Raw genomic sequence first — 19,435 nt, 5'->3', positions numbered from 1 at the left:
AAAAGGTCGTGCCCATCCATGATATCCGTTTTAATTGTAGATGATGACCCGTTCATTCGGGAAAGCTTAAAATTGTTAGTGGGGATGGACCCGGATATCGAAGTATCGGCTGTCGCGGAGCACGGCGAGGAAGCGCTGGCTTTGTTGGAGGAGGGACTTCCTGTCGATGTTGTGCTGATGGACATTCGGATGCCGGTATGTGACGGCGTGGAAGGAACGCGGCGGATTCGTGAACGACATTCGGATGTGCGAGTGCTTATGCTGACTACCTTCGATGATGATGATTATATCGTGGAGGCTCTGCGGAACGGGGCTAGCGGTTATCTGCTGAAGAACATTCCGCCGGACCGCATCATCCAGGGAATCAAAACGGTGCATGACGGTAACATGCTGATTCATCCCGATATCGCCCGCAAGTTGACCGGCATGCTTCGTCCAACGGCGCAGCCCGTCCCTAAAGCTGCTGAACTGGAACAATTCGGGCTGACCCCGGCCGAGAAGAAAGTCGTCGTCCTTATTGCGGACGGCTTGTCCAATAAGGAAATTGCCGGACAGCTTTACTTAAGCGAAGGCACTGTCAAAAACTATGTCACCGAAATCCTCGGGAAGCTGAATCTTCGGGACCGGACGCAAATCGCCATTTTTTATCTAAAAAAAATGCAGGGATAGCTCCATTCAAAACATTTGATAGCTTATGCAAAAAAAGGCGGGCCCTTGTCCATATAGGACAAAGGCCCGCTTTCAGTATCATGATGAATGGAATCCCGCTTCTTCGGAGCCGCCGGTCGTCTTACTACCGGAAGAACCCCGCTTGCTGCGAATATGAAGTTTATTCGCCAGCAGCGTGATCAAGCTTACCGGCTTCAACCCGACGGCTATGCCATCCCTCGGGTCAGGCGCTACGATAGCTCCCAATTGATGATGATCCCCCGCGTAGATTGCACGCTGCAGGAATTTACTCTCCCCTTGATGGTTCTGAACCTCCAGCTTACAGAAGGCCGAATTCTGACGAAGCGCACTATGCAGCTGTTCCTTACTGTGAATCAGTTTACCGTTCACCTTGAGGATCGTCTCTCCTGCCAGAATACCAAGTTCGCTTGCCGGACTATTCGGAAGCACCGCGAGGACGCGTAGTCCACGAATCGGATGCACAAAGATCGGACTGCGCTGCTGTTCTTCATAACGGCTGTACCACACCAAGCCCTCATGCAGCAGTAATGCCGCTAATGCAGCCACGATAGTAAGCGGTGTCCACCACTCGGCCAGCAGGCTCAATGCCAGCACAATGGCTCCGTAGAATATGAGCCGCTTCGATGTGATGCCTGCCTTCTCCTGCGGGAGCATGCTCTGCGTCATTTCCCCGAAGCCAATCACCACCGGGAGTGCCATCATGGTAAAGCCTGTACTCCAGGCATCACCACCGAAGAATGGCGTCCATGGCAGCACGCTGCCTCCGCTTACCGCCGGAACAAGCAAGAACAAAGGCAAGGGCCAGAAGCTCTGCATGTGATAGCCACCAACGAGCTTGCCGCGCTTCCCCTCAAGAAACAACGGTGTAGCAAAACCCGAACCCTGTACCCTGACAAGCAAGGCTTCTGCAAAATGTAGAACGGCAGATAAAGCCAGCAGTGCGGGAATATCCAATCCAACGATCGTTGTCGTTACGTGACTGACCCAGCCTTCCGGCTGCCAATTCGGAAACCAGCCTAATCCAAACTGAATGATCCCAAGAAGACCGATGGAATAGGCAAAGCATAAGTACCGAATATGAAACAGCATCAGGATCAGGGAAGTCACCCATATACATATAATGGCTTCCAGGCTTAAGGATATTCCCAGGAAGGCCACAACGGTGGACACGCCGATTCCTGCCAGCAGCCCACCCAGAAACGTTCGCCATGTCTGCAATCCCCAGGAGTGCAGCTTCACATGGAACAGCTTACGCTCCACCAACACCTGCCTTCGGTAAAACAGCATGACAAACAAAATCGAAATATAATAAAAGGGCTGCGTCAGCAGTTGTATGCCTGCATCTATCCCATACATCAGCAGTTGTTTCAATGTCTCCAACAGCTTGCCACGCTCCTTTCAGCTTCAAGATGCTTCGAAATTTATACTTTCTGATGTCTTAAAAGAAAAAAAGAAGGCTAACGTTCAGCCTTCTTACTTGTTCGACGCCTTGGCGGCGATTTCCTTCCGGACCTCAGCAATTCCGCGATTCATTTGATTATCCTCTTTCGGATCCTGAATCTTCTCAATCAATGCGGCTTCTAATGCTTCGGCTGTAGCGCCGTTAAGGATACCGTCCGCTTTCAGCTTGTGCTTGCTCTGGAAACTCTTAACGGCCTTCTCTGTATTCCGGTCGAAATAACCATCCGTACGCCCGATCTTATAACCAACCGCTTCAAGCATGATCTGTGCATTCTTCACATCCGTGCTATTCGTGTCGTACGTATAAGTTTTCTTCTTATCGATCGGTGCAACGGTAAAGTATTCTGGCTGGGACACCTGAATATCCGGCTCAATTCCCTTCTCATGGATCCAGGTACCGTTTGGCGTCAACCATTTGGCAATCGTTACTTTCAGCAGGCTTCCATCGCCAAACTGCTTATCAAAGCTCGTTTGCACGGTACCTTTTCCGAAGGAATGCTCACCCATCAAGGTAGCTCCTGCCGATTGCTGCAGTGCGCCCGCCAAAATTTCGGAAGCGCTGGCGCTGCCCTTGTTCATCAGCACCGTAATCGGATAGGATTTCGCCACGCCGCCCGAAGGATGCTTCTCTCGCTTCTTATCCTTATCCTCTACCTGAACGATCAATTCGCCTTTAGGTACGAACTGCTCTGCAATGTCAATGACAACGGACAGCACGCCGCCTGGATTGTTCCGGACGTCGATCAGCAGTCCCTTCATGTCTTGGCTTTCCAGTTTCTTGAGTTCTTCCTTAAAGCGTTCGCCTGTATTCAGCGAGAATTGGGAGATCTCAATAACGCCGATTCCGCCCTTCTCCATTCGTGCCGACACGGTTTCCAGATCGACGTCATCACGAACGATAACATACTCGACAGGCTGCTCAGAGCCTGCACGCTTAATCTGAAGGACGGCCTTGGAGCCTTTCGGACCGCGAATCTTGTTGACTGCCGCGTTCAACTCCAGACCCTGCAAGGATTCCCCATTGACTGAGAGGATGGTGTCCTTTGCCCGAATCCCAGCTTTATCCGCAGGAGATCCCTTGATCGGGGATACAACGACAACATTGCCATCTACAGAGGATACCTCCGCACCAATCCCTGAGAAGGAGCCCTCAATGCTCTCTTCAAACTGGGCTGCCGTTTCTTTCCCCATATAGTTGGAATATGGATCTCCCAGCGCTTCCATCATCCCGTTGATGGCGCCGTCGATCAGTTTCGACCGATCGATATCCTTGTAATAATTGCTTTCGATGATGTCAATCGCTGTCCCCAGTTTTTTCGCTTCAGACTGCTCCAGTCCATTCCTGTTCGCTATACTGGCCAGCAGCCCCTCACCGTCTCCAGTCTGGCTAGGAGCGGGCAGCTGGGTCAAAGCCATCGTTAACAGCACGCCGCACAGCATGGCAGCTATGACCAGAAAGACAGCCGTTCGTTTTTTCAGCAAGTACTTCACCGCCTTTGTACGTTTCAACTGCTACACATGGGGAATCCCGTCCACCTAGTATATGATTGGCTTGCCGGGAATATTTATACAGCGGTCTGAAGGTTATATGGTATAAGTCCTAAAAATTTGTTACAGATAAGGCGAAGGATTCACCGGCGATCCATTGATCCGAACCTCAAAATGAAGATGCGGTCCTGTGCTCTGACCCGTGGAACCCACTTCGGCAATCTTCTGCCCTCTGGACACCTTGTCGCCTTCGCTGACTTTAATGCCGCCATTGCGGATATGTCCATACAAGGTCCATACGCCGCCCCCATGATCAACAATAACACAGTTTCCGTAACCGCTCCACCACTCGGCCAAGATGACCGTGCCGCTCTCGGCTGCCCGGATCTCAGTCCCCTGTGGTACCGCAAAATCCTGGCCTGTATGCATCTTGCCAGCCTGGCCCGTTACCGGATGAACTCGCGGCCCATAACCGGAGGACAGTCTGGCACCGGAAACCGGGATCGCGAATGGTCCGCCGTTACCTGTATATCCGCCGCCACCTTTACTACCGCCGAGGGTGGTCGCCTTGGCTGCTCTTTTCGCCGCAGCCGCTTTGGCAGCCGCTGCTTTTCGGGCAGCTTCCTCAGCCGCAAGCTTATTCTTCTCCTTCTGCAGATCCGAACGTTTGCTTGCCAGGGCAACCAGCATTTTATCCTGCTCTTCTGTCAAGATTTCCGCATCCTCGATATCCTGATCATACTGGGCCAGTAGTACGCGCTTCTCCTGTTCCTTCTCGTTCAGGATACTCTTGCGGTCCTCCATTTGGCCATACAGGTCCTTGGCGGTTGCATACTGTCCTTCAAGTTCCTTCTTCTTATCGATAACCAGCAGCTTGTCCTGCTTATGCTGCACCAGCAAATCCTGGTCCTGGTCAACGATCGACTTCAGGGAATCGGCACGCTCAATAAAATCGCTGAAGCTGGTCGAGGAGAGCAGCACATCCAGATAGGATACTTGCCCATCCATATAGATGAGGCGAATCCGGGATTCCAACAGCTTCTCACGGGAGGCGATACGCTCCTCCGCCGCTTCAAGTTCCTTGGTCGTTTTTCTCAGCAAATCCTCTGTCTCCTCAATCTTGACGGAGATTTTGGTCAATTCGTTGCTGACGATGCTGATTTGTTCCATCACGTATTTCAGGTTCTTCGTCGTTTTTTTCTTATAATGCTGGGCTTCTTGTTTATTATCCGCTGCCTTATTCTTCTGTTCCCGTGCTTTCTTGACCTGCTCCTGAAGCACTCTCAGCTCTCGATCTACATCGGCTGAAGTCTTCTTCTCGGCTTGTCCGACAGTCGGTTGAATCATAACGGTGGCCAGTAATAAGGCTGCTACTCCTGCGGCGATTTTCTTCAAGTTTCGCTCCCCATCCTTTACCTAGTTTTATACTTTCAAAAATTTACGTATCGACATGGTGCTGCCCCAGATACCAATAACCATGCCCAGTCCAATAATGATGGTACCGAGCAGCAGCCACAAATCTCCCAGCGGGATTAAGCTCTTTGCCAGCGTCAGATCGGTTTGCGACGCAGCGTACAGGCGATTGTAGCCAACAAACAACAGTGTGACCGTTACAATTGAACCCATCAGGCCGATCATGGCACCTTCCACGAAAAACGGCCAGCGAATGAAGTTGTTGGTCGCGCCGACAAGCTTCATGATGCCGATCTCGCGGCGACGGGCCAAAATCGTCACCCGAATGGTGTTCGAAATCAGGAACATGGACATCAAGCCAAGTCCCGCAACAAAAATAAAGCCGATATTCCGCACCGTCTTCGTAATCTTGAACAGCGTTTCGACCGTGCCCTCCCCATACTTGACTCGCAGGATCGGCTCCTCCGCATACTTCTGATTCAGTGCGGTAATCTTGTCGGCAACAAAACCGACCGTGGTCGGTTCAATAACGGAAACCTCGAATGCATCCGGAAGCGGATTCTGGTCCGCCTCGCTGAAGCCTTCCACCCATTCGGAGCCCAGGCTTTCCTCAAGCTCTTTCATGCCTTCTTCCTTGGACACGAACTTGGTCGCGCTGACCTCCGGCATAGACTCGATTTCACTCTTGATGGTTTCGCGCAGCTTCTTATCCACATTCAGATTTAAGTACGTATTGATTTGTACATTGCTATCTGCTTTATCGGCTAAAGCGTTCACATTCATGACTAATAGCATGAACACGCCCAGTATAAATAAAGACACTACGATGGAAGTAACGGATGCGACCGACATCCATCCGTTCCGGAAAACGCTCTTCGCCCCTTCCCGCAAGTGCCGCAAGAAGGTTCTAAAATTCATACCCGTAATCTCCTCTCTGCTGGTCACGGACGATCTGTCCATGCTCAATCGCAAGAACGCGTTTACGCATGGTGTTCACGATATCCCTGTTGTGGGTAGCCATTACGATGGTCGTTCCCCTGAAATTGATTTCATCCAGTAGCTGCATGATGCCCCACGAGGTTTCCGGATCCAGGTTACCTGTAGGCTCGTCCGCAATAATGACAGAGGGGTTATTCACAATCGCTCTGGCGATTGCGATCCGCTGCTGCTCACCGCCGGAGAGTTGGGAAGGTTCGCGGTTCGCCTTGGCTCTCAGGCCCACAAGCTCCAGCACCTCCATGACCCGTCTCTTGATGAGACGCTGCGGCGCTTCAATAACCTCCATGGCAAAAGCTACATTTTCGTAAGCAGTCAGCTTGGGCAGCAGACGGTAGTCCTGAAAAATAACCCCGATATTTCGGCGAACATAGGGAATTTTGCGCTGCTTCAGCTTCCCGATATTAAATCCATTAACGGAAATTTGCCCCTTAGTAGGCACTTCTTCTCTATAGATAAGTTTCATAAACGTCGATTTGCCAGCACCTGACGGTCCGACAACATAGACGAATTCATTTCGATTGATTTTGACGGAAACTCCTTGAAGCGCATGAGCGCCGTTCGGATAAGTCTTCCATACGTCCTGCATTTCGATCACTTCATCACTTCCCAATCCTTAATTAGCCTTTATACTTTCGACAGTTTCCATCGAATTCCTTTAAAATCCATGAAAAATCCTCACGACATCGTCTATTGTAACAAATTTGTTACCTTTTGAGTACCCGAAAGTTTAAGCCCACCGTGACATATACATGAAAAAGTGCATGAACTGCAGCCAATACGAAGTTAAGAAGGTGGTTCGAATGAAAAAAATTCATCTTGGTCTCATCATTGTCATCAGTTTCGGTCTTCTCCTCTCCGTCGGCTTCGGTCTATTGACGATGTACGTGAACCAGAAGGAACTCCCAAGGGGGATCGTTCTCTCCGGTTGGCAGGTAGGCGGTACACCCGCAGACGAGGTGCTGTCAGAGCTGGATCAACGGCTGCAGGCGATGACAGCATTGAAGGTGGAGCTGCAATCGGACACTCTGAAAGGGCACACGGAAAGCTTCACTCTCCGGGAAGCCGGAGTTCAATTCAGCGCAGCCGATTTTCGGGAAGCTATCGCCAGGTTGTCCGAAGGATCATTATGGGATCAGGTTCTTTACCGGCGCAACTTTCAGCTGGAGTGGCATATATCCACGGACTGGGATCGCAATGTGTTAAAAGAGCGGTTGGGCGAAGACTGGCAAAAGGAACGCTTTGGCGAACCCGTCAATGCCGTGCGGAGCATATCCGAAGATGACGTTGTCCGGTACACCCCGGAGAAAACGGCATACCGCATCGATTGGCCGACATTCTATGAAGGGTTCGGCGCTGCACTTCCGAATGAGTCTCACTTCACCGAGCCGAAATTGGATGAGATCATTACAGTTCAGCTGCCTCTCATCCGTCAAAAACCCCCCGTTACCGTAAAATCGCTGCAGGATGAGGGGATTGAGCGCAAAATCGTCGAATTCTCTACCAGTCTCGGATCCAGCGGGCCTGGCCGCGTGCATAACGTGACTGCCGCTGCCAAAGCCGTAGACGGCATGATTCTGAAGCCCGGCGATGAATTCAATTATGCTCATATTATTGATACCGCGAAGAAGGAGTACGGCTTTGAAGAAGCTCCCGTTATCGTGAACGGCAAGCTGGTTCCCGGGATCGGCGGCGGGATCTGCCAGGTATCCAGCACGGTCTATCATGCCGCTCTGCTCACCGGGCTGGAAATCACCGAACGACGCAATCATTCCCTTCCGGTCAGTTACCTGCCCAAGGGGCAGGATGCAACCTTTGCCGAAGGGGTGATCAATTTTCGCTTCCGGAACAATACAGGCAAGCATCTGCTTATTTTATCGGAGGTATCGCACGGTAATTTAACACTAAAGATGTTCGGCACCTTTCCGGATAATACGGAATATGAGCTTGTGTCCACCACCGTTGAAACCTTGCCGTCACCAGAGAAAATCATTCACAATAACTCGCTGCCGCCAGGACTCAAGCAGGTGGTTCAGAACGGGAAGCCAGGCTATGTGGTCGAAACCTACCGAACCAAGAAAGTAAACGGCAAGGTTGTGGAGAACGTCAAAATATCCAAGGATACTTACCGCCCCCAGAACAGCATCGTTGCCATCAATCCGACGAACGATGTCCAACTGCCTGAAGCGAATGATACCCCGAAAGAGGAAGTGGTTGAGGACGGTATCAGTGCACCGTAAACCTGAAGACGACATGAAACAGCCCGGATTCGCGAATAGAACCGCGAATCCGGGCTGTTTGCCTTGCCGTTATTTTAATGTAATGTATCGATTTAATTATAGGTCCGACTTCTACTATGGTATATGCGCTGAAAGCCTCCGTATATTCCGCCGGCCGATGGAGCAGCCTTTGCCGATATGGACCCTGCCGCCCCTGACAACGGCGGCTCTCGTATTCTTCAGACGGTTATCCTCGCCTTCAATCAGCTCGGCATTCAGATGTCCAATTCGGAAGGCATCGTTGTCACCCTTAAAACCGCCGAGACGCTCTGACCTCGGCTTCCGGATGCTGTGACAATTCATCTCTATACTCCACTTGCCGAATCTCGCACCCTTTGCCTAGGATCACCCGGTTACCGCGGACGATATCGGCTTCAACATACTCGAGATCAAGGACATCGCCTTCAATAATACGAGCCTCCAGCCGTGTTCCCCGTAAAGGCAAGGACAGCATTTCCCAGAGCCGCTTCCCTTTTTTGCGGACTGTTATCCGGTCTCCAACGATTTCCTGTGCAAGGCAGCGGCCCAATACTCGGATATCCGCTGTTCCAACATGCAGGCGGCCATCGATCTTAAATCCCCCTTGAAACGTGGCGGATTCACTCCGCACGTCACCACGACTTCTTAGGTTTCCGGTGACTTCCAATTTCTTCGATTCGGAATCTCCGTGAATGCTGCAATGCCCCCCGATAAAGATGGAGCGGCTGCGCAATCCATCCTTCAAACTCAGGCTGCCGGCTACATGCAGCTCCTCAGACTCCACAGCCCCCTTAATGGTTCCCGAACCGTTCACGCGAATCGTACGGGCAGCGACGGCGCCACTAACACTCATATTTCCATTGCCTATTAATTCCCGGCAATCCAGATCTCCATTCACCTGCCCGGCACCGTCAATGCGCACCTTATCGTATTGGCCGCCGCTTGAACTTCCGGTTCCCGTAATCTTCAGATCGGACAGCTTATCGTCATGTGGTATCATGAGTATCCTCCTCTAGGTTCACAAAGTAATCACTATCTATATCTTAACTTCTTCAACACAACAGTTATTTCTACAATAAATGTCCGTCCTCCACCAGGTGGAGTCATGATCTCCCTCTAAGATACCACAACCCCGCTATTCATAGAACAGCCCGATGGCTGAACTTCACCTCGGTCCCAAGACCGAGGCGTTTCTCAGGCACTCTCCTCGTCTTTTCCTCAAATGATAGTTCTGATTTGCTTGGAGCAAGGGAGATTGATTGTGATATGATTCAATTAGGCTCGTCATTGATCTCTAAAGTGAAAGGGGATACATCATCATGGCTCTTATGCAATGTCGCTTTTACTCGGAGGTACTCGGTCTCAGCACGTCCATGACCGTCATTCTCCCTCAGCAAACCTCTTCGCAGATCGGTATGACCAATCATGTCAAAAGCGGTCTGCATCCGACGCTCTTCCTGCTGCACGGCCTGTCCGACGACGACTCCATCTGGCTGCGCAGAACCTCCATTGAACGCTATGTGGCCGAGATGGGCATTGCCGTCGTGATGCCGCAAGTTCACCGCAGCTTCTATACCGACATGGAATACGGCGGCAAATACTGGACCTTCATCAGTCAGGAGCTGCCAGCCATTGCCCGTTCCTTCTTCCCGTTATCCCACGCGAGGGAAGATAACTTTGTCGCCGGCTTGTCCATGGGCGGATATGGGGCATTCAAGCTGGCGCTCCGCTGCCCGGAATCCTTTGCCGCGGCTGCCAGTTTGTCGGGCGCGCTCGATATGGCGGGACATATCCGGAGGAATGAGGCCTTGTTTGAACATCAATTAGTCTACGGAGATCAAGATATTACCGATACCGACAACGACTTGCTGTGGTTGCTTCAGGAAGTCGAACGATCAGAGGGGCCTAAGCCGCTGCTGTATCAATGTTGCGGAACCGAAGACTTTCTCTATGAAGACAATCAGGTGTTCCGCAAAGCCTGCGAAGAAACCTCCCTCAATCTCACCTATCAGGAAGGCCCGGGCGATCATGATTGGGGATATTGGGATACCCGCATTCAGGATGTGCTGAAGTGGCTACCGTTGAAGGCCTGATAAACCTATAGACACACATGACATGCCAGCGGTTCATTTTCGGTTCTATGAGGTGCATTTCTGATATCAAAAGGTGGATCAGCAAACTTATCGTTTGCCGATCCACCTCTATTTTTTCTACCGTAATATGCCGTTACTCAACATTCCCTTGGCGGAGACCCAACCATTCTTCCGTAGTCTGAAGGGTCTGCACGCTGCGATCAATGGCCGCCTTCACTTGTTCGGTTGCCGTACCGCCGTATACGTTACGCGCATTGACCACCGTCTCCGGTTGAAGCACGCCGTAAATGGAGTCGTCGAACAGCTCCGAGAACTGCTTGAATTCGTCCAGCGTCAGATCCAGTAAATACTTGTTGTTCTGGATACAGTACAATACAGTCTTGCCGATTACTTCGTGCGCCTGACGGAAAGGAAGCCCTTTGCCAACCAGGAAGTCCGCGATGTCGGTTGCGTTCGAGAAGTCGGTATTCACCGCTTCGCGCATGCGGCCTTGGTTGACCTTCATCGTGGCGATCATCGGTGCAAACAGCTGCAGTGCGCCTTCCAGCGTAGCCACCGTATCGAACATGCCCTCTTTATCTTCCTGCATATCCTTGTTATAAGCAAGCGGCAGGGACTTCAGCACGGTGAGAAGACCCATTAGATTGCCGTATACCCGTCCGGTTTTGCCGCGGACCAGCTCAGGCACATCCGGATTCTTCTTCTGCGGCATAATGCTGCTGCCCGTGCAGAACGCATCATCCAGCTCGATGAAGTTGAACTCCGTACTGCTCCAGAGCACCAGCTCCTCGCTTAAGCGAGACAAGTGCATCATGATGATGGAAGCATCCGAGAGGAATTCCAAGATGAAGTCGCGGTCGCTGACCGCATCCAGGCTGTTCTCGTAAACGCCGTCAAACCCAAGCTGCTCCGCCACGAAATGGCGGTCGATCGGGAATGTCGTACCCGCGAGCGCACCTGCCCCGAGCGGCAACACGTTAATGCGCTTATAGCTGTCGATCAGACGGTCGATATCCCGCTGGAACATGGACACGTAAGCCATCAGATGATGCGCGAACAGAATCGGCTGTGCACGCTGCAGATGCGTATAGCCCGGAATAATCGTATCCAGGTTATCCTTGGCTTGTCCGATCAATGCGGTTTGCAGCTCATGCAGCATGCCGGTCAGCGCCACCACGCGGTTACGCAAATACAGATGCATATCCGTAGCCACTTGATCGTTACGGCTGCGGCCTGTGTGGAGCTTGCCGCCGACAGGTCCGATTTCCTCAATCAGATTCTTCTCGATATTCATATGAATATCCTCATCCGATACGGAGAACTCGATGCTGCCCTCACGGATGCGCTCCAACACCTTGTTCAAGCCAGCCTTGATCGTCACCACGTCTTCGGCTGGCACGATGCCGCATTTGCCCAGCATGGACACATGCGCAAGGCTTCCCTGGATATCCTCTTCGGCCAGCTGCTTGTCAAAACCGATGGATGCCGTATATTCCTCTACCAATGCGTTGGTCTGCTTCGTAAAGCGTCCGCCCCATAACTTGCTCACAACACTTGCCCCTCTCTGTTCAAGGCAGAGGGCCGCTTCCCGCTTAAGAAGTCCCATTCATCCCGGTTATGCGAGAATCAGCGGGGCTCCCTAGCATGAAACGGCCTTCAGCCTGTTCATTATTGTAAACTTATTGATTCTGGTTCACGCCGGTTGCCACTTTCAAACGCAGTGCGTTCAAGCGGATAAAGCCGGTCGCATCGCCCTGATCATAAGCTTGCGTCGGATCGGCTTCCATCGTGGCGATATCCGGGTTGTACAGACTGACCGGACTCTTCACGCCTGCGCCGATAATGTTGCCTTTGTACAGCTTCACGCGCACCGTGCCGGATACGTTCTTTTGGCTCTCTGTTACCAGCGCTTGCAGTGCCAGACGCTCCGGCGCAAACCAGAAGCCGTTATAAACCAAGGTGCTGTAACGGGTAATCAAGCTGTCGCGCAAGTTCATCACTTCACGGTCCATCGTGATGGATTCCATTTTGCGATGAGCGGTGAACAGGATGGTTCCGCCCGGCGTCTCATAGACACCGCGGCTCTTCATGCCAACGAAGCGGTTCTCTACCATATCCACGCGACCGATGCCGTGTTTGCCACCCAGCTCGTTGAGCTTCTCCATTACTTGCAGCGGACTCATCGATTCGCCGTTCAGCGCAACGACATTCCCTTGCTCAAACGTAAGCTCGAGGTATTCCGCCTCGTCTGGTGCATCCTCAGGCGATACGCTGAGCAGGTACATATCCTTGCTATCCTCTGCACTTGCATCGAACCAAGGATCCTCCAGCACACCGCTCTCATAACTGATATGGAGCAGGTTGCGGTCCATGGAGTAGGATTTGGCTGCCGATGCCGTTACCGGAATGCCATACGCTTCCGCGTAAGCAATCATCTCTGCGCGTCCCGGGAAGGAGTTGCGGAACTCCTCGATGCGCCAAGGCGCGATCACTTCAATGTCTGGTGCCAAACCGGCTACGCCCAGCTCAAAACGAACCTGATCGTTCCCTTTACCCGTAGCGCCGTGCGCAATCGCCGTCGCGCCTTCCGCACGAGCGATATCCACCATGCGTTTAGCGATCAATGGACGCGCAATACTGGTCCCGAGCAGGTACTGCCCTTCGTACATGGCACCCGCCTGGAACATCGGATAGATGAAATCTGTTGCAAATTCGTCGCGCAGATCGTCGATATATACTTTGGAGGCGCCGGTCGCCAGCGCTTTTTCCTCAAGTCCGTCCAGCTCTTCCTTCTGGCCGATATCGGCCGTGAAAGCAATGATCTCCGCATCGTAGGTTTCTTTCAGCCACTTCAGAATAACGGACGTATCCAGGCCGCCGGAATACGCCAGCACAATTTTTTGTTTTGCCATGGTTAAACTCCCTCTCTTTGTTACTAACAACCCTATCGTTCATTATACTAAGGATAACGTCCATTGACGCATTTTCATAGAGAATATCGCTCTGTAATAAAAGGCTTTATGCCATCAAAGCAACCATCAAAGCCTTCTGGGCATGGAGACGGTTCTCAGCCTGATCGAAAATAACGGAATTGGCACCGTCAATCACGCCTTCGCTAACCTCTTCGCCACGGTGGGCAGGAAGACAATGCAGGAACAAGTAATCCGGCTTCGCTGCCTTCACCAGCTCCTCATTCACCTGGTAGTCCGCAAACGCGGCTTCCCGCTGTGCCTGCTCCTCTTCAAAGCCCATGCTTGCCCATACATCCGTATAGATCACGTCCGCATCCTTCGCGGCTTCGATTGGGTCTTGGGTGATCGTGATTTTGCCGCCCGTTTGCGCTGCGATCTCCTCGCTCAGCTTCACGATGCTGGCATCCGCCTCATAGCCCTTCGGACTGGCCACAGCCACATGCATGCCCATCTTGGCTCCGCCGATCAGGAGCGAATGCGCCATATTGTTGCCATCGCCGATGAAGGCCATTTTGAGGCCTTTCAGTTTGCCCTTGTGCTCCAGCACCGTCTGCAAATCAGCCAGCACCTGACATGGATGCGCCATGTCGCTCAGGCCGTTGATAACCGGAATGGAGGCATATTTCGCCAGATTGACCACGTTGTCGTGCCCGAAGGTACGGATCATCAGACCGTCCAGATAACGGGACATCACCTGCGCCGTATCGCTGATTGGTTCGCCACGCCCGAGCTGAATATCGTTTTTGCTTAAAAAGAGTGCATGTCCGCCCAACTGAAACATGCCAGCCTCGAACGACACCCGCGTCCGTGTGGACGACTTCTCAAAAATCAAACCGATTGTCTTGCCTTTCAGCGGCTGATAGACTTCGCCGTTCTTCTGCTTGCGTTTGATCTCAATCGCCGAATCGAGCAAGAACTGAATCTCTTCCGTCGAGTATTCATCCAGCTCGATCATATCCCGCCCTTTTAGGCTTAATTCCTTCACTTGTCCGCTTGCGGCCATATCCTTCAGTCCTCCTTAACCATGCTGTTATTGTCCAAAATGTTGTTGCACGATTCTTCTATGCCTGGCTAACCGCCGTATGCTCATGTATAAGTTCCGTAATAATCGATACCGCCTGGTCGATCTCTTGACTTGTGACGTACAGGTTCGGAAGCAAACGGATGACATCCGGTCCGGCCGTTACGAACAGCAGTCCGCGGCTCTGTCCTTTCAGTACCAGCTCGCCAACCGGTTCAACGCATTCGATGCCGATCAGTAGGCCTTTCCCACGGATTGCCTTCACAAAAGGATGGCTGCCCAGGCTCTCATTCAGCTTCAACATCAGATATTCTCCAGCTTCGGCCGCGCGCTGCGGCACGTTGTCCTCCAGCATCGTCTCGATGGTGGCCTGGATGACGGAGCTCGCAATCGGTGTACCGCCAAACGTCGTTGCATGGCTTCCTGCCGTGAAAGCTTCACGCAAGTAAGCTTTGCCCAGCATCGCGCCAACCGGGAACCCGGAACCGAGTCCTTTGGCCACGGTGAAAATATCCGGCTCAATGCCGTAATGCTCGTGCGCAAACAGCTTGCCGGTTCGACCCATACCCGTCTGCACCTCGTCGACGATCAGCAGCAGTCCGTGCTTCTTACACAGCCCGGTGACGGCTTGCAGGAACTCCGGCTCCACCGGATGCACGCCGCCCTCCGCCTGCACCATTTCGATCATGATGGCTGCGGTGTTGTCGTTAATGGCCGCTTCCAGTTCCGGAAGGTCATGCAGCGGAACGCTTTTGAAGCCTGCCGGAAGCGGAAGGAAGCCTTCCTTTACCTTATCCTGGCCGGTGGCCGTCAGCGTAGCCAGCGTCCGTCCATGGAAGGACTGCGTAAACGTAATGACCTCGTACCGTCCCGTTCCCTTCACCTTCTGATGGTAGCGGCGCGCCAGCTTAATGGCCGCTTCGTTCGCTTCGGCCCCGCTGTTGCAGAAAAAAACCGCATCCGCGCAGGTGTTGGCTGTCAGCAGCTCGGCTGCTTTTTCCTGACCCGGAATGTGGAACAGGTTCGAGACATGCCACAATTCATCCAGCTGGGCTTTCAGCTTCTCTTTCACCTTTGCCGGAGCATGGCCGAGATTTGTTACCGCCAGACCCGCCATAAAATCAAGATATTTGTTACCTTGATCGTCCCATAACCAGCTGCCTTCCCCTTTGACTAGGGCAATTGGATATCTGGCATACGTTTGGAACAATGAGCTTTCATTCGCTGCTTTCACACCGCCTGCTGCTGTTTCTTTTCCCATGACCTTTACACACTCCTTTGCATATGGACAAACCAGATTCATGAATACTCCTGAACTCTGAGACCCCTGACATCACTACGCATGTGGATTGTTCTTCCGATCGCTGTTGCCCCCAGATTTTTATTGAAATGGCTGCAGCGGTGAAAATCCGGGGACAAAGGCGACCGCGTTGCTTCTCCAGAACAATTCCACCTTCTCCGTTGAAGCCGCTCTATTCTACAATCTCAAATCTCAATCTACATCCGCACGATGCGCGTTCCCAGCACTTCGCCTCCAAGCACCCGGCTCAGCACGTTCGGCTCGCTTCCGTCCACGATGACGACCTCGCTCACTTTGCCGTGAATGCAGCTGATGGCCGCTCTGACCTTCGGTATCATGCCGCCGTAGATTTCGCCTGTCCCGATCATGTCCTCGATCTCCTGCACCGTCACGGTTGGAAGCACCCGCTTCTCGCCGCCCGATCCTTTCATGATCCCGGGCACGTCGGTGACAACGATCATCTGATGCACCCCCAGGTGGGACGCAACGGCACCAGCCGCCGTATCGGCATTAATGTTGTATCGCTGACCGGACGGATCCACCCCGATCGGTGCAACCACAGGCATGTAGCCCATTTCCAGCACACCGCTCAGAATCGACGACTTCACAAACGTCACATCGCCGACCCAGCCAACCACGGCATGGTTCGTCACCGGTTTGGCCTCGATCAGTCCACCGTCCGAGCCGGACAAGCCGATAGCAGAGCCGCCCACGCTTTGAATCCGCCTTACGATCTGTTTATTGATGGTGCCCGCAAGGACCATCTCCACGACGTCCAGGACATCCTCCGTCGTCTTACGCAGCCCGTTCACAAACTCGGTCTCAATGCCGAGTTTCTCCAGATTGCCGGAGATCGCAGGTCCGCCACCATGAACGATAACGGGGTTAACTCCCTTTTGCTGCAGATCCTTCAAATCCTCGAAGAAGCTGTCAGGAAGCGCAGCGAGCGTGCTGCCGCCGCATTTCATCACAAACGTATCTGCCCCCGCTGTTTGGACCGGCAACGTATCCTTTTGATCGAGCGTGCTCTTCATATCCGTCTCCTCCGTCCTACTGATTATTTACCTACGTACGATAAGCCGCATTAATGCGGACATAGTCATAAGTTAAATCACAGCCCCAGGCCGTAGCCGAGCCATTTCTGATATGCAGCTTCACGTCAATATCCACGGCATCACCCTGGAGGTAAATCAGAGCCGCATCCTCGTCAAAAGCAACAGGCCTTGACTGCTCCAGCACCGAGATCGGACCAATGGCAATATCCACCGTCTCCGGATTGACCGGACGACCCGCACGGCCGACAGCCGCAATAATGCGTCCCCAATTGGCATCAGCACCGAATACGGCGGATTTGACCAGGCTGGAGCCAATGATCGTCTTCGCAATCGCTTGCGCGTCATCGTCGCTTTCGGCGCCGTTCACGCGAACTTCGATCAGGCGGGAAGCTCCCTCTCCGTCACGTGCAATAGCTTTCGCCAGCTGTTGGCATACATAATGGAAACCGGCTGCAAATGCATCCCAATCCGGATGCTCCGGCGATAGCACGTCATGCCCTGCCAGGCCGCTAGCCATCGCAACCAGCATATCGTTGGTGCTTGTATCCCCATCCACCGTAATCATATTAAAGGTCAGGTTGGTCGTTTGGCGCAGCAGCAGCAGCAGTGCATCCTGACCAATGACCGCATCTGTCGTCATGAATCCGAGCATGGTCGCCATGTTCGGATGAATCATCCCCGACCCCTTCGCTGTTCCAGCGATAGTCACCTTCGTACCGTTAACTTGAACGGTGACGCAGGCTTCTTTTTTTACGAGATCGGTAGTCAAAATCGCTTGGCTGAAGCTCTCAGCCCCTTCGCTGCCGCCGCTGAGTCGTGCAGGCAGGCCGGTGATACCCGAGGTAACGCGGTCCATCTTCAGCAGTTCCCCGATGACTCCCGTTGAGGCGACGGCCACATCGTTGTCATTCAGACCGAATTGCGCAGCCGTATTGGCACGCATCGTGTAAGCATCCTCTTCACCCTGCTTCCCCGTACAGGCATTGGCATTCCCGCTGTTCACGACGATCGCGCGAAGCTTGCCATCCTGCAAGCTTTCACGCGTTACCTTCAGTGGTGCCGCTTGAAAAAGGTTCGTTGTATATACAGCTGCCGCCACAGCAGGCACATCGCATACAATGACGCCCAGGTCGTTACGGTCAGTCTTCTTAAGTCCACAGTGGAGCCCGGCAGCCTTGAAGCCTTGCGGCGTTACGATGCTGCCCCCATCAATAATCGCAAACATATTCTCTCCCATGTCTGTATCCCCAGCCGCTTACGGATAAATCGGCGTAAACGTAAGTCCGAGGCTCTCCTCCCATCCCATCATCAAATTCAGGTTCTGGATTGCCTGACCGGCCGCACCCTTCACCACGTTGTCAATGACCGATATAATGGTCACTCTGTTCGTACGCGCATCCACTGCAAAGCCGATATCACAATAGTTGGACCCGGTGACTTCTTTTGTCGCAGGCCATACGCCCAAGTCACGGATTCTCACAAACCGGCGGTCCTTGAAATACTGGCGATACAGCTCAATGAAATCCTCTTCCGTATAAGGACCCTGGAGCGTGGCATACATCGTGCTCATGATTCCCCGCGTCATCGGGACCAGATGGGTCGTAAAGGTAACGGTGATCGGTTCGCCCGCAACCTGAGTCAATACCTGCTCAACCTCGGGAATATGCTGATGCTTATTCACCTTATAAGCTTTAAAGTTCTCGTTGATCTCGGCATAATGCGTCATCAAACTGGTTCCTCGGCCTGCACCGGACACGCCGGATTTGGCATCGATAATAAGAGAAGAGGCATCAATCCATCCCGCGCTGATTGCCGGAATCAGCCCGAGCAGCGTTGCTGTTGGATAACAGCCCGGATTGGAGATGAAATCCACATCGTGGACCTCTTCGCCAAACACTTCGCATAGGCCATATACAGCCTTCTCCAAAAGTTCCGCACTCGGAGCCGTGTGCTTATACCACTGTTCATACACTGCTCCGTCCTTCAAGCGAAAATCTCCCGAAAGATCAATGACCTTCAGGCCCGCATCCAGCAGCTCCGGCACCAGTTTGGCACTGACGCCCGAAGGCGTCGCCGCGAACACTAGGTCTGCCACCTCAGCGATTTCCGCTGGGTTAACACCATCCAGGTTCCGGGTCATGATATTCGTCAAATGCGGAAAACCGTCCGATATCGGTACGCCTGCAGTCGATGAAGAGATTACCGATGTAATCTCAACGCGCGGGTGCGCTTGCAGCAACCGGATCAGTTCCACGCCACCGTAACCGGTGGATCCAACAATAGCAACTTTTACTGTGTTTGTGTCCGTCATTTATCCTCATCCCTCTCCCCAAGGAACAGCCAAAGGACCTTATGCAAGGTCCCATTCATCCATTCCCTTCATCTCTACGTCATGCCATCCGTTTCCATTCTCCGATCGATTCACATTGTCCCCTGAGCTCTGCCCTTGACGTGGTAAGCCATAGAAATCAAGTGACTGCTGATGCTCTTGATATGGTTTTCCATCGTGAAGCAGTCAGGCCAGTCATGATCTTGTTCGGTAGTCTTCTGTCTCCTGCATAAAACGACGCTTTCGTCATAGGTATTCATTGACTTTATCCGTCTCATAAATATGTATTATTATACGACTGTATTCATATAAATACAATGGATTATTCAAATTTGGTCCCCATTGCAAATGAATTCCAA

The 19,435-nt window shown here is 52.5% G+C and carries 17 protein-coding genes; 3 read left to right on the top strand and 14 right to left on the bottom strand.

The features are described from left to right. Positions 1 to 18: 18 nt before the first annotated feature. The gene (locus ABEW73_RS28035; RefSeq protein ID WP_430170471.1) at positions 19 to 669 is read left to right on the top strand and encodes a response regulator; all 651 of its coding nucleotides are present in this window, start codon (positions 19 to 21) and stop codon (positions 667 to 669) included. Positions 670 to 747: 78 nt separating this feature from the next. Here the strand turns inward: ABEW73_RS28035 and ABEW73_RS28030 are convergent, their stop codons facing one another. From ABEW73_RS28030 to ftsE, 5 genes are all read right to left on the bottom strand, one after another. Further along, on the bottom strand, positions 748 to 2,070 hold the full coding sequence (locus ABEW73_RS28030; protein WP_430170473.1) for a PDZ domain-containing protein: 1,323 nt from the start codon (positions 2,068 to 2,070) through the stop codon (positions 748 to 750). Positions 2,071 to 2,163: 93 nt separating this feature from the next. Next, positions 2,164 to 3,633 carry a S41 family peptidase gene (locus ABEW73_RS28025; protein ID WP_430170474.1) on the bottom strand — a complete coding sequence of 490 codons (1,470 nt, stop codon included), beginning with the start codon at positions 3,631 to 3,633 and terminating at the stop codon, positions 2,164 to 2,166. A 129-nt stretch (positions 3,634 to 3,762) separates the two neighbouring features. Further along, complete coding sequence (locus tag ABEW73_RS28020) at positions 3,763 to 5,034, bottom strand: murein hydrolase activator EnvC family protein (RefSeq protein ID WP_430170476.1); 1,272 nt, start codon at positions 5,032 to 5,034, stop codon at positions 3,763 to 3,765. A 27-nt stretch (positions 5,035 to 5,061) separates the two neighbouring features. Continuing rightward, positions 5,062 to 5,970, bottom strand: coding sequence for a permease-like cell division protein FtsX (gene ftsX / locus ABEW73_RS28015; protein ID WP_430170477.1), 909 nt, complete (start codon positions 5,968 to 5,970; stop codon positions 5,062 to 5,064). Then, entirely contained in the window at positions 5,960 to 6,646 is a 687-nt protein-coding gene (ftsE, locus tag ABEW73_RS28010; protein ID WP_076324040.1) for a cell division ATP-binding protein FtsE, read from the bottom strand. Before ftsE ends, ftsX begins: the two co-directional genes overlap by 11 nt. Positions 6,647 to 6,851: 205 nt before the next feature. Here ftsE and ABEW73_RS28005 point away from each other — a divergent pair, with 205 nt between their 5' ends. Further along, entirely contained in the window at positions 6,852 to 8,288 is a 1,437-nt protein-coding gene (locus tag ABEW73_RS28005; RefSeq protein ID WP_430170479.1) for a VanW family protein, read from the top strand. A 114-nt stretch (positions 8,289 to 8,402) separates the two neighbouring features. On the opposite strand, the gene ABEW73_RS28000 is transcribed toward ABEW73_RS28005, so the two are convergent. Both ABEW73_RS28000 and ABEW73_RS27995 read right to left on the bottom strand, forming a co-directional pair. Next, complete coding sequence (locus tag ABEW73_RS28000) at positions 8,403 to 8,630, bottom strand: hypothetical protein (protein ID WP_430170480.1); 228 nt, start codon at positions 8,628 to 8,630, stop codon at positions 8,403 to 8,405. After that, the gene (locus tag ABEW73_RS27995) at positions 8,578 to 9,306 is read right to left on the bottom strand and encodes a polymer-forming cytoskeletal protein (protein ID WP_430170481.1); all 729 of its coding nucleotides are present in this window, start codon (positions 9,304 to 9,306) and stop codon (positions 8,578 to 8,580) included. The genes ABEW73_RS28000 and ABEW73_RS27995 overlap by 53 nt, the downstream gene beginning before the upstream one ends. 319 nt (positions 9,307 to 9,625) lie before the next feature. On the opposite strand from ABEW73_RS27995, the gene ABEW73_RS27990 reads away from it, so the two are divergent. After that, positions 9,626 to 10,399 carry an alpha/beta hydrolase gene (locus tag ABEW73_RS27990; RefSeq protein ID WP_430170482.1) on the top strand — a complete coding sequence of 258 codons (774 nt, stop codon included), beginning with the start codon at positions 9,626 to 9,628 and terminating at the stop codon, positions 10,397 to 10,399. A gap of 133 nt (positions 10,400 to 10,532) precedes the next feature. On the opposite strand, the gene argH is transcribed toward ABEW73_RS27990, so the two are convergent. From argH to argC, 7 genes are all read right to left on the bottom strand, one after another. Next, positions 10,533 to 11,948, bottom strand: a complete 1,416-nt coding sequence (gene argH, locus ABEW73_RS27985; RefSeq protein ID WP_430170484.1) for an argininosuccinate lyase — start codon at positions 11,946 to 11,948, stop codon at positions 10,533 to 10,535. A 130-nt stretch (positions 11,949 to 12,078) separates the two neighbouring features. Next, a complete protein-coding gene (locus ABEW73_RS27980; protein WP_430170485.1) occupies positions 12,079 to 13,311 on the bottom strand; it encodes an argininosuccinate synthase in 1,233 nt (410 codons plus the stop codon). Positions 13,312 to 13,417: 106 nt separating this feature from the next. Further along, positions 13,418 to 14,374, bottom strand: a complete 957-nt coding sequence (argF, locus tag ABEW73_RS27975) for an ornithine carbamoyltransferase (protein ID WP_339268433.1) — start codon at positions 14,372 to 14,374, stop codon at positions 13,418 to 13,420. A 58-nt stretch (positions 14,375 to 14,432) separates the two neighbouring features. Continuing rightward, positions 14,433 to 15,653, bottom strand: a complete 1,221-nt coding sequence (locus ABEW73_RS27970) for an acetylornithine transaminase (protein WP_430170486.1) — start codon at positions 15,651 to 15,653, stop codon at positions 14,433 to 14,435. A 236-nt stretch (positions 15,654 to 15,889) separates the two neighbouring features. Beyond that, positions 15,890 to 16,726: an acetylglutamate kinase gene (gene argB, locus ABEW73_RS27965; RefSeq protein ID WP_430170487.1), complete on the bottom strand. Its 837-nt coding sequence runs from the start codon at positions 16,724 to 16,726 to the stop codon at positions 15,890 to 15,892. Between the two features lie 31 nt (positions 16,727 to 16,757). Beyond that, positions 16,758 to 17,984 carry a bifunctional glutamate N-acetyltransferase/amino-acid acetyltransferase ArgJ gene (argJ, locus tag ABEW73_RS27960; protein ID WP_430170489.1) on the bottom strand — a complete coding sequence of 409 codons (1,227 nt, stop codon included), beginning with the start codon at positions 17,982 to 17,984 and terminating at the stop codon, positions 16,758 to 16,760. Between the two features lie 18 nt (positions 17,985 to 18,002). Then, the gene (argC, locus tag ABEW73_RS27955) at positions 18,003 to 19,058 is read right to left on the bottom strand and encodes an N-acetyl-gamma-glutamyl-phosphate reductase (RefSeq protein WP_430170491.1); all 1,056 of its coding nucleotides are present in this window, start codon (positions 19,056 to 19,058) and stop codon (positions 18,003 to 18,005) included. Between the last annotated feature and the right edge of the window lie 377 nt (positions 19,059 to 19,435).

The sequence above is a fragment of the Paenibacillus lautus genome (assembly GCF_050482385.1).
Lineage (GTDB): Bacteria > Bacillota > Bacilli > Paenibacillales > Paenibacillaceae > Paenibacillus_AQ > Paenibacillus_AQ lautus_B.
This window is presented reverse-complemented; position numbering and strand designations above follow the sequence as displayed.

What these genes read in the sequence shown, in the direction of transcription:
- argF (WP_339268433.1), bottom strand. Translation starts at nt 14,374, where the DNA reads ATGGCCGCAAGCGGACAAGTGAAGGAATTAAGCCTAAAAGGGCGGGAT.
- argB (WP_430170487.1), bottom strand. Translation starts at nt 16,726, where the DNA reads ATGAAGAGCACGCTCGATCAAAAGGATACGTTGCCGGTCCAAACAGCG.
- ABEW73_RS27980 (WP_430170485.1), bottom strand. Translation starts at nt 13,311, where the DNA reads ATGGCAAAACAAAAAATTGTGCTGGCGTATTCCGGCGGCCTGGATACG.
- argC (WP_430170491.1), bottom strand. Translation starts at nt 19,058, where the DNA reads ATGACGGACACAAACACAGTAAAAGTTGCTATTGTTGGATCCACCGGT.
- argJ (WP_430170489.1), bottom strand. Translation starts at nt 17,984, where the DNA reads ATGGGAGAGAATATGTTTGCGATTATTGATGGGGGCAGCATCGTAACG.
- ABEW73_RS28000 (WP_430170480.1), bottom strand. Translation starts at nt 8,630, where the DNA reads ATGAATTGTCACAGCATCCGGAAGCCGAGGTCAGAGCGTCTCGGCGGT.
- ftsX (WP_430170477.1), bottom strand. Translation starts at nt 5,970, where the DNA reads ATGAATTTTAGAACCTTCTTGCGGCACTTGCGGGAAGGGGCGAAGAGC.
- ABEW73_RS27970 (WP_430170486.1), bottom strand. Translation starts at nt 15,653, where the DNA reads ATGGGAAAAGAAACAGCAGCAGGCGGTGTGAAAGCAGCGAATGAAAGC.
- ABEW73_RS28005 (WP_430170479.1), top strand. Translation starts at nt 6,852, where the DNA reads ATGAAAAAAATTCATCTTGGTCTCATCATTGTCATCAGTTTCGGTCTT.
- ABEW73_RS27990 (WP_430170482.1), top strand. Translation starts at nt 9,626, where the DNA reads ATGGCTCTTATGCAATGTCGCTTTTACTCGGAGGTACTCGGTCTCAGC.
- ABEW73_RS28035 (WP_430170471.1), top strand. Translation starts at nt 19, where the DNA reads ATGATATCCGTTTTAATTGTAGATGATGACCCGTTCATTCGGGAAAGC.
- ABEW73_RS27995 (WP_430170481.1), bottom strand. Translation starts at nt 9,306, where the DNA reads ATGATACCACATGACGATAAGCTGTCCGATCTGAAGATTACGGGAACC.